Origin of the sequence: Sorangium sp. So ce726 (assembly GCF_051521405.1) — a bacterium.
Classification (GTDB): Bacteria; Myxococcota_A; Polyangia; order Polyangiales; family Polyangiaceae; genus Sorangium.
The window spans coordinates 1,180,188-1,195,142 of record NZ_CP150349.1 but is presented as its reverse complement, the minus strand read 5'-3'; the positions used below and the strand labels follow the sequence as shown (position 1 = coordinate 1,195,142).

The 14,955-nt window shown below is 74.8% G+C and carries 10 protein-coding genes; 6 read left to right on the top strand and 4 right to left on the bottom strand.

The window, feature by feature from the left end; genetic code table 11:
* Positions 1–47: 47 nt before the first annotated feature.
* A complete protein-coding gene (locus tag WME79_RS04415) occupies positions 48–998 on the bottom strand; it encodes a 3D domain-containing protein (protein ID WP_437532305.1) in 951 nt (316 codons plus the stop codon).
* A complete protein-coding gene (locus WME79_RS04410) occupies positions 995–2,791 on the bottom strand; it encodes a hypothetical protein (RefSeq protein WP_437532303.1) in 1,797 nt (598 codons plus the stop codon). The genes WME79_RS04415 and WME79_RS04410 overlap by 4 nt, the downstream gene beginning before the upstream one ends.
* A 323-nt stretch (positions 2,792–3,114) precedes the next feature.
* On the opposite strand from WME79_RS04410, the gene WME79_RS04405 reads away from it, so the two are divergent.
* The 6 genes from WME79_RS04405 (at position 3,115) to WME79_RS04380 (ending at position 13,690) form a co-directional block, all read left to right on the top strand.
* Positions 3,115–4,257 carry an SDR family oxidoreductase gene (locus WME79_RS04405; protein ID WP_437532300.1) on the top strand — a complete coding sequence of 381 codons (1,143 nt, stop codon included), beginning with the start codon at positions 3,115–3,117 and terminating at the stop codon, positions 4,255–4,257.
* Positions 4,254–5,666: a GDSL-type esterase/lipase family protein gene (locus tag WME79_RS04400; protein ID WP_437532297.1), complete on the top strand. Its 1,413-nt coding sequence runs from the start codon at positions 4,254–4,256 to the stop codon at positions 5,664–5,666. The genes WME79_RS04405 and WME79_RS04400 overlap by 4 nt, the downstream gene beginning before the upstream one ends.
* Before the next feature lie 132 nt (positions 5,667–5,798).
* Entirely contained in the window at positions 5,799–7,229 is a 1,431-nt protein-coding gene (locus WME79_RS04395; protein ID WP_437532294.1) for a protein kinase domain-containing protein, read from the top strand.
* On the top strand, positions 7,229–7,870 hold the full coding sequence (locus WME79_RS04390) for a tetratricopeptide repeat protein (protein ID WP_437532291.1): 642 nt from the start codon (positions 7,229–7,231) through the stop codon (positions 7,868–7,870). Before WME79_RS04395 ends, WME79_RS04390 begins: the two co-directional genes overlap by 1 nt.
* A gap of 526 nt (positions 7,871–8,396) precedes the next feature.
* Positions 8,397–12,638, top strand: coding sequence for a protein kinase domain-containing protein (locus WME79_RS04385; RefSeq protein ID WP_437532289.1), 4,242 nt, complete (start codon positions 8,397–8,399; stop codon positions 12,636–12,638).
* Between the two features lie 5 nt (positions 12,639–12,643).
* On the top strand, positions 12,644–13,690 hold the full coding sequence (locus tag WME79_RS04380) for a tetratricopeptide repeat protein (RefSeq protein ID WP_437532287.1): 1,047 nt from the start codon (positions 12,644–12,646) through the stop codon (positions 13,688–13,690).
* 130 nt (positions 13,691–13,820) lie between these two features.
* Here the strand turns inward: WME79_RS04380 and rpsS are convergent, their stop codons facing one another.
* Together rpsS and rplB are read right to left on the bottom strand one after the other, a co-directional pair.
* Positions 13,821–14,120 carry a 30S ribosomal protein S19 gene (gene rpsS / locus WME79_RS04375; protein ID WP_012233480.1) on the bottom strand — a complete coding sequence of 100 codons (300 nt, stop codon included), beginning with the start codon at positions 14,118–14,120 and terminating at the stop codon, positions 13,821–13,823.
* Positions 14,121–14,122: 2 nt separating this feature from the next.
* Entirely contained in the window at positions 14,123–14,953 is an 831-nt protein-coding gene (rplB, locus tag WME79_RS04370) for a 50S ribosomal protein L2 (protein ID WP_437279857.1), read from the bottom strand.
* Between the last annotated feature and the right edge of the window lie 2 nt (positions 14,954–14,955).

The window sequence follows — 14,955 nt, the reverse complement described above, 5'->3', positions numbered from 1 at the left end:
CGCGCTCCCTCCGCGGGCGCCCCCGGCGACGCCGCGGGAGACCGCGATCAGGAGGCCCCCCGCGCGGCGAAGATCGCGCGACAGCGCGCGTCGTCGAGCACGGGGCGCACGCCGCGGTTCGATGGAAAGAGCGCGTTGAGGCGCGCGGTGACCGCAGGATCGCCGGTGAAGACGTCGATCTGGCGTCCGACGACCTTGATGCCGCGATCCTCGGCGACAAAGCACCCGTCGTGTCGACCCCCGCCCGGGAGCGGCAGCCCGACGAGCTCGGGCACGAAGAGGGACGTGCCGAGCGGAATCACGCTCGAGTCGACCGCGACCGTGCGCAGCGGCGTGATAGGGCGCCCGGTCGCGCCGCGGCCATACGGGAACCGCCGCGGATCGAGCCGCTCGAAGCAGACCTGCTGGCCGGTGCGCGGGCAGACATCGGCGCACGCGCAGCCGCGTCGCGCGAAGCTTACCGTGTCACCCGAAGCGAGCCGGCCGCTGCCCTGGACGCAGACCTGGTCGTGGAACGCGCGCGGGACGCTCGCGATCGGCGCGCAGGCAGCGTCGTAGAGGACCGCATCCTTCGGCCCTCCGCCCTCGCTCGGGAAGTCGTAGTAGGTGTTCCGGAACATCCCGGGTGCGAGCCCCAGCGCCGCCTGTGGCGCTGGCGCCGGCGTCGCGCGCGCGGGCCGGCCGTGCTCGCGCACGAGGATCGCGGGGTCGCCCTGCGCGGCGGCTACGCCCGCGGCGCCGCCCAGATCGGCCTGCGCCGCGCCGGGCGCCTCGCCCTGCGCGCCGTCGACAGTGGCGCTGGCGCCCCGGTCGCGATCGCCGTCGTCCGGGGAGGGCTCGTGGAGCCAGCCGCCGCCTCCGCGCGCGATCTGCGGCTCGCTCGAGCTGTCATGGACCCAGTCTGCGCCCCCCTTGGTCGTGCACCCCGCAGGGAGCGCGAGCAGGAACGCATGGATCCCGCCAAGGACGAGCGCTCGCGCGCGTGCCGCGCTCGTCAAAAGGCGCCTCCGAGCCGGGCGAGCTCCCGGATCGCCGCGGCGGCGACGTCGGCGCGCGCCCAGAACGCGGCGGGTGAGCCGGCGCTCTCGGGCGCGGCGCCGGCGGCGATCACCACGGGCGCGGTGTCGCCCGCGCCCGGCTGGCCAAGGCGGCTCGCGACGAACCGCAGCGGCTCGATCACCAGCGCGAACGCGATGTCCGAGCCGAGCGGCGCCAGCGCGGTCTTCATGGACGGGACCTCGCCGAGGCGCTCTCCCTGGAGCGCGGCGACCACGCTGCGGAGCCCCGCGCCCGGATCGTTGCCGACGGACGCGAAGAGGCCGTCGTCGCGGACCAGATAGAGCAGCTCGATCGACGACGGAGGGAGCGACGCTCCCTGCGCAGCGGGCCCGCCCTTGCCGCCTTGCGGCCCCGCGCCCTGCGGCCCCTTGCGCGCCGGCGCCCCTCCCGCGCCAGCGGGCTCGCTCGCCCCGGCGGTCCGCTCGAACCGCACCCGCCGCACGTCACCATCGAGCAGCGGAAGCGCCGCCTTGCCCGCGGAGACCCGGAGCCCCTCGCGCTGCAGCGCGGCCTTGATCGGCGGGAGCTCCGCGGTCCCGAGGAGATCCTGGATGGAGGCCTCGAGCTTGGCCCGATCGCCCACGGCGGCGCGCACGAACGCCGTGGGACCCGCGCCGTCGAAGCGGAGCCCGCCGGCGAACCAGTCGCCGCGCGCGTCCGACGCCGCGCGGATCGCGGCGCCGAGCCGCTCCCGCTCCGCGGGCGGGAGGTCGCCCTCGACGAGCCCAGCGAGGGCGTCGACGAGCCTGGGCACGTTCTCGGCCCGCGTCGCGGCCCGATCGCGGACCAGGATCCCGACGAGCGAATCGGCGGGCAGATCGAGCAGCGGCTTCACGTCGCCGACGGCGAGATCGGCCGACGCCTTCGACGCCGGGCCGCCCCCTGTCTTCGGCGTTCCGGCGACGCGCAGGTGCGCGTTCTCGTCCAGCACCAGCGTGAGGCGCGCTCGCTCGAGATCGCCGAGCATCGCGAGCGCGCTCTCGATCATCGGACCGAGCGGCACCGCGGTTGCGCGCGGCGCGCCGTCGGGCCCGCGCGCCTTGTCCCAGGCGCTCCGCGCCGCCTTGAGCACCGGGCCCTCGAGCGCGGCCCTCGGGATCTCGACCGCGAGATCCTCCTTCGGCACCTGCGCTTGCGGCATCGTCCGCGCGACGTACGGGCCCAGGGAGATCAGGTCGCCCGGCGTCTCCGCGACGAGCAGGTAGTTGCCGAGGACGCCGAGGGCCACCGGGCTCGCCCCCTGGAGCGGCTCGAGCAGCGCGATCGCGGTCGCCGCGTCGGGCTTCGCGCGGAAGCGCGCACCCTCGCCTCGCGTGAGCTGGTCGATGAAGCGTCCCCCGTCCTTCACGTGGATGCCGAGCGCGGCCCGCGGGCGCGCACCCTCCGCGGCCTCCACGGCCGCGCCGAGCACCGGCACCCCGCCGTCGATCTCGGACGCCACGGTGATGGGCAGGCCGAGCAGCGACGCCGCGAGGGCGCCGGCGCTGCTCGGGAGGAGCGCCGCCGAGCCGCCGATGAGGGCGCGCGCCTTGGCCCACGTGGCATCGGGCGTCGGGAGAAACGCCTCGGCGATGAGCCCCGCCGGCGCGGGAACGGGGCTCATCGCCGCGGCGCCGGCGTCGGACGACGCGCCAGGCGATTTGCAGCCCAGAGCGCCTGCGCTCAGGCCGAGGACGATGGCCAGGAGCGCCGCGGCGCCGCGGCGCACGGCAGAGGTCGATCGCACGATCACGACCCGAACGGTAGCGCCTTCCCGCCGCGGTCGACCACGAACCTGCAAAATCGCCGCGCGCGCCGGGCAACGCACGTGAGGTCCTCGCCGCCGAGCGACTCGTGCGCGAGGAAGCGACCCCCGGGCACATCGCATCGATCAGGCGAGGAACCGTCGGGCCGCGGTCGCGGACAGAGAGAGCCCTTGGCTGCAGCCGCGGGTGCACGCCCCGGCCGGACAGCGGCGAGCGGCGTGGCAGCTGCCCCCATCACCCCTGCGCTGGCCCGAGGCGGCCTCAGCGGAAAGCTGCGGAGCAGGCGCACCGCTGCGGTAAGCTCCAGGCGATGCCTCGCCCCGGCTACGACAGCGTGGTGCTCATCACCGGCTTCCCCAAGTTCATCGCGCGGAAGATGCTGCAGCACCTCCTCGCGTCGGAGCCGCGCACGCTCGTGTACGCCGTCGTGATCGCGAAGTCGTCGGCGCAGGCCACCGCGGAGCGCGACGCGCTCCCGGCGGCGGACCGCGAGCGCCTCGTGCTGCTCGAGGGGGACGTCGCGGCGATGGATCTCGGGCTGTCGGGCGCCGAGTTCCGGCAGCTGGCCCGCGAGGTCGACCGGATCCATCACCTCGCGCACGTGGGCCACGCCGGGGCCGACCGGAGCACCGCCCACGCCGTGAACGTCGTCGGGACGGCCGAGGTGATCGAGCTCGCCCGCGCCTGCACCTCGCTCCAGTGCCTCGTCCACCAATCGACCGCGTTCGTCGCGGGGGACCGGACGGGGATGGTGTACGAGGACGATCTCGAGGCCGGCCAGGCGTTCCGCAACCCCGTGGAGGAGACGCGGATGCGCGCGGAGGTGCTCGTGCGCCGGGCGATGCGCCACGTGCCGGCGGCGATCGTCCGGCCGACCACGGTGGTGGGCGACGCGACGACCGGGGAGATCGACCGGCTCGACGGCCTGTACCTCCTGGTGCTGCTCATCATGGCAGCGCCGGCCGACATGGCGATCCCGATGCCCGGCCGCGGCGACGTGCCGCTCAACATCGTCCCGATCGATCACGTCGTCCGCGCGACGCACGCGATCGGCCTGAACCGCCTCGCGCCGGGTCGCACGCTCCACATCACCGATCCGCACCCGCTGTCGGCGCGGCGGGTCTTCGATCTCATCGCGCGGGCGAGCGGCCGCCGCGCCGCGCGCGGTCACATCCCGTCGAACCTCGCCAAGGCGCTGCTCCGCACGCCCGGGATCGAGCGCTTCGTCCGCAGCCCGCGCGCGTTCGTCGAGCAGCTGATGACCCCGGTGCGCTACGACGCCCGGAACGCGGATCTCGTGCTCACGGCCGCGGGGATCGCGTGCCCGCCCTTCGAGTCGTACGTCGACGTGCTCGTCGGCGCCGTCCAGGAGCGCGTCCGCGAGCGGCGCGAGCGCCAGGAGATCGAGGTCAGCGCGGACGCCGAGCTCGACGTCGAGGATCCGCTGTCGTGAGGGGCGCAGCCCGCCCCGCAGCCCGCGCGGAGATCCCGGAGCGCCGCGCGGCGTCCTGCCGCGCCCTGCGGAAGTGCGCGCCGGCGCGGCCCCTCACCGGGGCGTCGCGGCGCGCCCTCGCGGCGCTGCTCGCGGCCGCGGCGCTCGGCTGCAGCGCGACGCGCGAGCACGTCGCGCCGCCCGCGCCCGAGGTGGGATCCGCGCCGCCCGCGCCTGCGCCCCCGCCGCGCCTCGCAGAGGCCCCCGCCCCGGAGACAGCCGCGCCGCGCCCCACGGAGGCCGCGCCGGCGCGCCCGCCAGAGCTGGATCTGCTGCGCCCCGAGGACGGGGCTTACGCCCACTTCTTCGCGGCGCTCCGCGCGCTCGAGCAGGGTCGCCGCCGGGATCACGTGCGCATCGCCTGGCTCGGCGACTCGCACGCCGCCGCGGACTTCTGGAGCGGCGCGGTCCGCACCGCGCTCCAGCGACGCTTCGGCGACGGCGGGCTCGGCTTCGTGCACCTCGGCTATGCCGCCTACCGCCACGACGGCGCGCGGTTCACGGCCGACGGCAAGTGGCGGCCCCGCCCGAAGTCTCCGGGCGGCTCCACGCCGGCCGACGACGGCGTCTTCGGGCTCGGCGGCATCCTCTTCGGCGCGCAGACGGCCCCGGTGCGCGCTGAGATCGCGCTCACCTCGGCGGGGCCTCCCGCGCGGCTGCTCTGGGACGTGTGCTTCCGCCCGAGCGCGCCGACCGACGAGGTCGCGGTGACGATCGAGGGCGGCCCGAGCGAGGTGCTCCGCGCGGCCGCGGGCGAGGCCCCCGGCGCGCTGCAGCACACGCGGCTGGCGAGCATGGGCGCGGTGAAGCTCGGCGTCGCGCCTTCGGGCGGGGCCGAGCTCTGCGGGCTGGTCGTCGAGCGCGATCCGGAGGCCGGGGCCGGGGTGGTGCTCGACACGCTCGGCATCAACGGCGCCCGCCTGGCGACGCCGCTCCGGTGGAGCGAGCTTGGCTGGGCCGCCGAGCTCGCGCGGCGCTCGCCGGAGCTCGTCGTGATCGAGTACGGCACGAACGAGGCGGGCGACGTCACCACGGATCCGTCCCTCTACGCGAAGCAGCTCGCCGAGCTGCTCGCCCGCACCCGCAGGGTGGAGCCCGACGCCGACTGCCTGGTGCTCGCGCCCACGGACCGGAGGGACGCGCCGGAGCGCACGCCCGTCGTCCGAGACGTCCTGCGCGACGCCGCGCGGGAGGGCGGCTGCGCGTTCTGGGACACGTACCACGCGATGGGCGGAAGGGGCTCGATCGAGACCTGGTACCGCGAGCGCCCGCCGCGCGCGTCGCGCGACGGCGTCCACCTGACCTTCCGCGGCTACCAGGAGCTCGGCGTGAAGCTCTCGAACGACATCCTCGAGCGCTATCGCCCCTGACGAGCGTCGCCGCCTCCGGGGTCGGTTCGACGCCGACGGCGGGCGGCCGGCCTGGTGGCCTTGCTCGTGCTTTCCGCTGTCGGTGCTCGATCGGCGTGAAGGCTTCTCACGCGCGATGGGCGAAGGGGGCACATGCTTCATGCCGGGGACGTTGCAGGAGGTCGCTTCCGGCTGATCCGGCAGATCGGCGCGGGTGGGATGTCGAGCGTGTGGTGGGCGCGCCATGAGCTCATCGGCCGGGACGTGGCGCTCAAGCTGTCCCCGGCGCTCCGGGACGAGCAGGTCGTCGGGCGCTTCATCCGGGAGGCGAAGATCATCGGCAAGTTCCAGCACCGGAACATCGTCGGCGTGGTCGACGCCGGGGAGCTCCAGGACGAGGGCTACCTCTTCCTGGCCCTCGAGCTCCTGCGGGGCTCGCCGTTCGCTGACCGCCTCCAGCCGAACCGGCCGCTGCCGCCCGAGGAGGTGGTGCCCGTCCTCATCGAGGTGTGCTGCGGGCTCTCGGCCGCCCACGCCGAGGGCGTCGTACACCGCGACATCAAGCCAGAGAACATCATGATGGCGATGGTCCCCGGCGAGGGGATCGTGCCGAAGATCGTCGACTTCGGCATCAGCCAGCTCACGGGCGCGGGCGACGCCATCACCGTCGACGGACAGCTGCTCGGAACGCCGTCGTACATGAGCCCGGAGCAGGCGCTCGGCAAGCGCACCATCGACGCGCGCGCCGATCTCTGGGCGGTCGGCGTGATGCTCTACGAGGCGCTCAGCGGCGCGCAGCCGTTCATCGGAGGCAACCACCACGCGGTCCTCCGGCGCATCCTCGAGACCGATCCCGCGCCGCTGCCGACCTCGATCCCGCCACGCCTCCGGAAGATCGCCGGCCGATGCCTCGAGAAGGACCCGGCGCGGCGCTATCCGGACGCGGCCTCGCTGCGCGCGGATCTCCAGGCCGCGCTCGACGATCTCGCCGCGAGCGCGCCCGCGCCGATCGCGGTCTTCTCGCCGCAGGTCGCCGGCTCGCGGCCCGGAGAGATGACGCGAGCCCGCGGCGCGCTCGCCGCGCCCCAGAGGCTCGCCGTTCGCGCCCTCGAGCGGCTCTGGACGCGGGTGCCACGGGCGCCTGGATGGCGGGAGGCGACGACGATCGGACGCACGCAGGGCGCCGCCGCCCCGCAGAGCGCGGCGCGCCGCGCGAGGACGATCCTGGCGATCCGGCTCGCGGGCGTGGCCGCGCTCGCGGCGGCGCTCAGCTCGGCCGCGCTGCGGGAGCAGGCGGACGCGGGGCCCGAGAGCGCGGCGCGCGAGAGCCTCCGCCCCGTGCTGGCCACGGCCTTCGCTGACAGCGGCGCCGCCCGGCGGCGCGGCGCCAGCGCGCCCGAGGCGACGCGCAGCGACACACCGCCTCGGAACGCGGCGAGCCGCGGCCGCGCGCCGGGCTCGCCCGAGCGCGCCTCGGAGGACCCGGGCATCGACGACGTCGCGTCGGCCTCCGAGGACAAGCCCCCGCGCGGGCAAGCGCCGCGCGGGCCATCTCGACCCCGCATCACGAGCCCCGGGTTCTGATGACCAGCGCCGCACCGATCACCGCTCTTCGCCGACGCCGCTGGCGGCGCGCCGCTGCGCTCGGGCTCGTTTGCTGGGCGCTGCTCTCGCCATCCTGGCTGCATGCGCAGGACGACAGCGCGACGCGCGCGCTGAGGCTCCAGTTCGCGCAGGGGCTGACGCTCGAGATCGCGGGGCGCTGGGCCGACGCGCTCGACAGGTTCGAGGCGATCGCCCGCCGGCGGCCGACGGCGAACGTGACGTACCACATCGCCCTCTGTCACGAGCGGCTCGGCCGGCTGCGCACGGCCGAGCGGACGTACCACAACGCGCGCGCGATCGCGGACGCGAACGCGCGGAAGGCGTCGCCGGGGGTGCTCGCCGAGATCGACGCGCGCCTCGAGGACCTCGAGGGACGGATGCCGAGGATCGTGCTGAACCTCGCCGGCGCGACCGACGGCGTGACCCTGCTGCTCGACGGCGAGGTGACGCAGCCATCGCGGGCGATCCGGGTCGATCCGGGCCCTCACGTCGCCGTGGCGTTCCGGCACGGGATCCCCGTCGCCGCGAGCGCCTTCTCGAGCCACGAGCGCCGAACCAGGTTCGTGACCCTGACCGTTCACCCGGTCGCGCTCCGCGTGTCCAGCGTGTCACGCCCCTGAGCTCGCCGAGCCGGCGCCCGCCTGAGGCAGGCGTGGCGGACGGCTCGCTCTCCTCGCGATCGCGCGATCGCCGGTTGGCCCTGCTCCTCGCGCGCGGCGCTGGCCGCGCTGGTCCGGAGTCCGGCGAGGCATTGCGGAGCCTGCTCCACCGTCAGCGGAGCTGACCTGGACGGCCCACACCGAGCTCCCCACACCCGTGCACCTGTGTGTGAACAGAGGGGCCCGCGCCCCTCGCTCCGGACATGATCGCGCAGCGGTGGCGCGCCTTCGAGGAGCGTCCCCGCCCCGCGGCCCCGCGGCTCGTCGCGGGCGTGTGACCGGCCTCGCGGAGCGCCCACGCGCCGGCGAGATCTCGCGAGCATGTGGCGTTTCGCCGCGCGCGCGGCGCTGGCCCGACCGTCCAGCTCCCGCTTGGATCCCGTGCGAGGCTCACCTGACAGGGCGCTCCGGACACGCCGAAACTCGCCGAGTCGCCGGCCGTGAACGCTGGATCCAGCTTCTGACGTCCTGATAGCATGCGAGTCCCATGGCGCTCGACAGGCCGCCCGGTGCGGGCTCTGCTTCGCGACTCGGCAACTATGAGCTGCTGAGAGAGCTCTCCGGCGGCGGCATCGGGTCCACGTGGCTCGCGCGGGCGTCCTCCGACGAGGGCGAGGCGAAGAGCGCGCCGCCTGTCACGATCCTGCGCATCTACCGGCACCTCACGAAGAAGGCCGAGACCACCGACAGCATCCTCCGCGAAGCCGGGATGGCGCAGCAGGTCCGCTTCCCCAACGTGCTCTCGGTGCTCGACGCCCGCATCGCCGACGGCGAGGTCTTCATCGTCTCGGAGTACGTGGAAGGCGAGCCGCTGGGCGCGCTGGTGCCTTTGGCCGGCGCGGAGGGGCTGCCGCCGCCGGTGTCTCTCCGGATCGCGATCGACGTGCTGCGCGCGCTCGCGTCCGCGCACACGGCGCAGCCAGCGCCGCTCGTTCACGGCGAGCTGAACCCGACCCACATCTCCGTCGGCATCGACGGCGTCACCCGGGTCGGCGGGCTCGGCGTCGCGCGGGCCATCGCCGGGCTCGCGCCCATGGGGACGAGGAACCCCGATCGGCTGGGCTATGCCGCGCCCGAGCGGGTCAAGGCGATGGCAGCGCACGCGGAAGCCCCGCTCGAGCCGCGCGCGGATCTCTTCTCGGTCGGCGTGGTCCTCTGGGAGCTGCTCGCGCGGCAACGGCTGTTCTCGTCGAAGCTGGAGGCCGCGGTCATCCAGAAGGTGCAGTCGGCGCCGATCCCGGCGCTCGCGGGGCTCGCCGGGGGCGCCGTCCCGGCCGAGGTCGTCGATGTCGTCCAGACGGCGCTCGAGCGCGATCCGGCGCGCCGCTTCGAGAGCGCCTCGGCGATGCTCGCGGCGCTGGAGGCCGCGGGAGCCGGGCGGATCGCCGGGGATGAGGACGTGGCCGCGGCGGTGAGCCGGCTGGCCGGCAAGACGATCGAGCCGCGCAGGACGATGATCGCGGCGGCCATGGCGAGCCCCGCTGGCGCGGACGGGTCGCGGCCGCCGCCGCGCGCGCGGGGGATGACGCTGGTGGGCGTGGCGATCCCCGCGGCCGACGGCGCGCTCTCCCCCCGCGGCGACAGCCCGCGTCAGGCGATCACCGCGCCGTCGCCGCGCGCGCGCGCGAACCCGGCGACGCCTGGCGCGCCGCCGGTGGCCGCGGGCGGCGCGATCGCCGCGAGCCAGGTTCGCCCGACGAGCGGCGCGACGGCGACGAAGGACGCCGCCGCGCCGAAGAACGGCCTGGCGGCCAAGCCGGTGGCCGGCGCAGGCGCGTCGAACGGCGCGGGACCTGCGGGCACCGATGCGGCGCACACCAGCATCGACACCGGGTGGGGCTCGGTGGACGAGGTCGCCGCGCGCGACCTGCCCGGGCCGCGGCGTCCCGCAGAGACCCTTCCGCGGATCGAGCTGTCGGGCCAGGGGACGGAGGACCGCGCCGCCGCCGGGACGAGCACCGAGCGCGCCGCTGCGACGGGGGCGGCCACGGCGAAGGAGCAGCCGCCCGCGCGGCCCGTCGCGCCGCGCCCGGGCGATCCGGGCGACCCCCTCGTGGGGGCGCGGGCGACGCCCACACCGGCCGAAGGGACGGCGCCGAAGCCGCCGACGCCGGCCGCGGGAGGGGCGTCCCCGAGGCCGCCTCGCCCGCCGCCGCCGGCTCGCGCGGCGTCGCCGGCGCAGCCCGAGACGCACGGCAAGGTCACCGCTGCAGCGCCCGCCGCTGTCGTGCCAGCGCTCGCGCCGAGCCCTCCGACGCCTCGGGTACCTGTGCCGCCCCCGGCTCCGCCGGCCGCTGCCACGCGCCGCACGCCCGTGGTGCCCGCCGTGACGCCGGCGCCACGCGCGGCCGCCACGCCCGCGCCGCCGCCGGCGAAGACCGCGAGCCGCGCGCCGGTGACACCGGCGGCGCCCCTCCCGCCGGCTGCGCACGCGCCCGCCGCGTCGGCTGAGCCTTCTCAGCCCCTGCCCCCCGCTGCGCCCGCGTCGGCCACCGCGCCTGCGATCCCTGTCGCAGCGAAGACCCCGCCGCCTCCGCCGGCGGCGGCCGCGCCTCCGGGCCGCGCGCCTGCGGTGGCTTCAACGCAGGAGAGCGCGCGCGGCAACGGTCCGGCATCGACCTCCAGCAGGACGGTCGCCACGCCGACCGGGATGCAGGGCCCGAACAAGCTCTGGGGTCGCGCGGCATCGGCCGTGGATCAGCTGGGTCCGGGGAGCACCCTCGGCCGCTACGAGATCCTCATGCCGGTCGCCAAGGGCGGCATGGCGGCCGTCTGGGCCGCGCGCCTGCAGGGCACCCGCGGCTTCAGGAAGATCGTCGCCATCAAGACGATGCTGCCCGACGTCTCCGACGACCCCGACTTCGAGTCGATGTTCCTCGACGAGGCGCGGGTCGCGGCGCGGATCCGGCACCCCAACGTGGTCGAGATCCTCGACCTCGGCGAGGAGGACGACGTCCTCTACATCGTGATGGAGTGGGTCGACGGCGAGACGGCCGGCACGCTGCAGAAGGCGGCGAAGCGGCTCGGGGGCATCCCGCAGCGGATCGTGCTCCGCATCGCCTCGCAGATCTGCGCGGGGCTCCACAACGCGCACGAGCTCCGCGACGACAGCGGCGTGCTGCTCGACCTCGTCCACCGGGACATCTCGCCGGCGAACGTGCTCATCTCGACCGCCGGGTTCGTGAAGATCGTCGACTTCGGCGTGGCGAAGTCGAAGGGACGCCTGCACGTCACGCGCGCTGGCGGCATCGTCAAGGGGAAGACGCCGTACCTCTCGCCGGAGCAGCTCGGCGGGCTCCCCATCGATCGCCGGAGCGACATCTTCTCGCTCGGCGCGCTGCTGTACGTGCTCACGACGGGGCTGCACCCCTTCCGCGCCGAGACCGAGCTCGCGACCATCGAGAACATCACCATCAAGAACCCGCTCCCCCCGCGCGAGCTGAACGGCGCGATCCACCCCGAGCTCGACAGGATCATCCTCAAGGCGCTCGAGAAGGACCCCGAGAGCCGCTTCTCGACGTGCGCGGAGATGCAGCGGGCCATCGATCAGGTGGCGTCGACGCTGGGCGAGCCCACGACCGACGAGGACGTGGCGGCCTTCGTGCGGCAGGCGATCGGCGAGATCCAGGCGAAGCGCGCGCAGGAGCTCCGCGACGCGATCGCGGCCGTCGACGCAGGCGCCGCCGTGAACTCGGAGCGCCGGCCCGCGGCCTCTCTGGAGGGCCACGCTGCGCTGGCCGACGTCGGCGTGGGCTCGCACGAGGGCGGTCCCGCCGCCGCGGCGCCTTCCCCTGCGGCAGCGGCGCCCGCCAGCGCCGGCCCGGCGTCCAGCAGAGGGGCGGCATCACCGATCGCGGAGAAGGACGAGGAGCCGCCGGTCAGCCTGGAGCCGATCTCGTTCGAAGAGATCGCCGTGTCGGCGCAGCCTGCCGAGGTGCCGCCGCGGCTCATCATCGCGCCCGCGCTGCAGGTCGACGTCACGCCCGGCGAGCTGGCCGAGCCGGTGAGCCCGCGGCTCGCCGCCCGGGAGGGCAAGCCGCTCGGCTCGTCCGCCAAGCGGATCCTCCCGGCGGCCGGTGTTCCCCCGACGAAGGTGCTCGCGGCGGCGGATCCGCCCGCGTCCCGGGCCGCGGCGCTCAGCGAACGCCTGAGGGGCGGCTCGCGGAGCCTCGCCCACGACGTCGGCGAGGTCACGGCGGTCGACCGATCGTTCGAGACCGGGGAGCGCCGCAAGCGGCTGCAGCTGATCGTGGCTGGCGCGGCGATGTTCTGCGTGGCGCTCGGGGCCGTCGCGCTGGTCGTGCGCGGCGGCGACGAGCGCTCGCGTCCGGAGATCGGCAAGGCGCGCGTCGATGCGTTGCCCGCGGCCGCGGCGGCCGACACCACCGCGACCGCGGCTGCGGCGGAGCCCGTCCCGGCTGCGCCCGTTCCGCCGGCGGAGCCTCAGACGGCGCAGCCGGCGTCGCCGCCCGCTCCCGAGGCGTCGGCGACGCCTCCCGAGGCGGCGCCGGCGCCCTCGCCGACGCCTCCCGCGGCGGAGCCGACGCCTTCCCAGACGGCCAAGGCGCCCGCGGCAGCGGCGGCGCAGCCCATCGCCGCGCCGCAGGCGTCGCGCCCACCGTCGACCGCGCGCCCCCGGACGACGTCCACGCCGGCGAAGCCTGCGCCCAAGCCAGCGACGACCGGCAAACCCACCCCCAAGAAGAAGTACAACCCATCGGGTATCTGAACACCGTGCGATCTCGACCCTGGCTCCGTGCGCTGCTCTTCGGTGCGGCATCTTGCCTGTGCTTGTGCACGCTCCCCGGGCCCGCAGCCGGCGCGGACGGCGCCGCGGCGACGCCCGCGCCGGACGCGGTGGAGAAGGCGCAGAACCACTTCAAGAAGGGCGCTGCCCTTTACGAGAGCAAGCGCTACGCGCTTGCGCTGGAGCAGTTCCGGGCCTCGTACACCACCGTGCCGAGCCCGAACTCCCACCTCTACATCGCGCGCTGCCTCGCGGATCTGGGCGATCATATCGAGGCGTACCTCGAGTTCGATCAGGTCGCGGCGGAGGCCGCGTCCCGGGCGAAGGACGAGCCGCGCTATGCCCAGACGGAGCAGACGGCGCAGCTGGAGCGCGACGACCTCGCGCGCAAGATCGCCCTCGTCACCGTCACGGTCGCGCACCCGGAAGCGGCGACCTCGCTCGCGGTGGGCGGCAAGGACGTCCCGCGTGAGCGGTGGGGCAAGCCGTTCCCGGTCAAGCCCGGGAAGACGGAGATCGTCCTGCGCACCAAGCTCACCTCGACGCCGCAGACCCTCGATCTCTCGGCGGGCGAAGCGAAGACCGTCGCGCTCGACGCCGAGCCGAGCGGCCCGACCGAGGCCGCCTCCGGCTCTCCGGCGCTCCTCGACGAGGGCCCGATCACGCCGTTTTCGGAAGCGCCCTCGCCGCGTGCGTACCTGCGGCCTTACGCCTTTGCCGCTGGTGGCGTGGGTGTTGCGGGGCTCGCCATGTTCACCGTCGCCGGGCTGATGGCGAACAGCACCTACAGCGATCTCTCCGAGACGTGCGGGGGCCCCTGCCCCGCCGATCGCCAGGAGGACGTCGACGCCGGCAAGACCCAGAAGACGGTCGCGAACATCGGCGTCGTGGTCGGCGCGCTCGGGCTCGTCACGGGCACGACCCTGTTCATCCTGAGCTTCACCGGAGGCGGCGCTGGCAGCTCGCAGAGCGCCACGTCCTCGACGCAGCTGCTCGTCGGCCCCGGTTTCGCCGGTCTACGCGGCACTTTCTAACGCGCGGGGCTCACCCGCTGCGGTGACGCGGACGCCCGAGCTCGCGGCGTTCAGAAAAAGGAACGGGCGGGATCGCTGCTGCGACCCCGCCCGCTTTGATGTCGATGCGCTCGCGGTTGGCGCGGAGCGATCAGCGACCGCCCGGGCCGCCCTTGGCGACCTTGGCCTTCTTGTCCCCGGAGTGGCCGTGGAACGTGCGCGTCGGGGCGAACTCACCCAGCTTGTGGCCGACCATGTTCTCCGTCACGAACACGGGAACGAACTTCCTCCCGTTGTGCACGGCGAAGGTCAGACCGACCGACTCGGGCAGGATCGTCGAGCGGCGCGACCACGTCTTGATCACCTTCTTGGCATTGGTCGCCTGGGCCGCCTGGATCTTCTCCAGCAGGTGACCGTCAATGAAGGGCCCTTTCTTGATGCTCCTCGGCATGACTAACCCTTGGTCCCGCGCCGCCGGACAATCATCCCGTCGGTGCGCTTGTTGTTCCGCGTCTTGAGGCCCTTGGAGAGCTGACCCCACGGCGAGCACGGATGGCGCCCGCCGCTCGTCCGGCCCTCACCACCGCCCATCGGGTGATCGACGGGGTTCATCGTGACACCGCGGTTGTGCGGCCGGCGCCCGAGCCAGCGCGAACGCCCCGCCTTGCCGAGGCTGATGTTCGCGTGCTCGGAGTTCGACACCTGCCCGATCGTGGCGCGGCAATCGAGGTGCACCTTGCGGATCTCGCCGCTCGGCAGCCGGACCTGCGCATAGTCGCCGTCCTTCGCCATGAGCTGCGCAGCCACGCCGGCCGAGCGCACGAGCTGACCGCCCTTGCCCTTCTTGACCTCGACGTTGTGGATCGAGGTGCCGGGCGGGATGAAGCGGAGCGTCAGGCTGTTGCCAGGCTTGATGTCCGCGTTCCGGCTCGCGAGCAGCGTCGCCCCGACCGCGAGGCCGTCGGGCGCCAGGATGTAGCGCTTCTCGCCGTCCACGTAGTGCAGGAGCGCGATGCGCGCCGTCCGGTTCGGGTCGTACTCGATCGCGGCGACCTTCGCCGGGACGCCGATCTTGTCGCGCCGGAAATCGATGATCCGGTAGCGCTGCTTGTGACCACCGCCGCGGAACCGCGACGTGATCCGGCCGTTGTTGTTCCGGCCGCCGGTGGACGTCTGCTGCTCCAGCAGCGACCGCTCGGGCTCGACCTTCGTGATCTCCTTGAAGTCGCTGACCGAGTAGTAACGCCGCGCCGGCGAGGTCGGCTTGAAGGATCTGATTCCCATCG

Excerpts from the sequence above, each read along its gene's own strand:
- WME79_RS04395 (WP_437532294.1), top strand. The coding sequence starts at position 5,799 with ATGCTTCATGCCGGGGACGTTGCAGGAGGTCGCTTCCGGCTGATCCGG.
- WME79_RS04390 (WP_437532291.1), top strand. The coding sequence starts at position 7,229 with ATGACCAGCGCCGCACCGATCACCGCTCTTCGCCGACGCCGCTGGCGG.
- rplB (WP_437279857.1), bottom strand. The coding sequence starts at position 14,953 with ATGGGAATCAGATCCTTCAAGCCGACCTCGCCGGCGCGGCGTTACTAC.
- WME79_RS04405 (WP_437532300.1), top strand. The coding sequence starts at position 3,115 with ATGCCTCGCCCCGGCTACGACAGCGTGGTGCTCATCACCGGCTTCCCC.
- rpsS (WP_012233480.1), bottom strand. The coding sequence starts at position 14,120 with ATGCCGAGGAGCATCAAGAAAGGGCCCTTCATTGACGGTCACCTGCTG.
- WME79_RS04385 (WP_437532289.1), top strand. The coding sequence starts at position 8,397 with ATGGCGCTCGACAGGCCGCCCGGTGCGGGCTCTGCTTCGCGACTCGGC.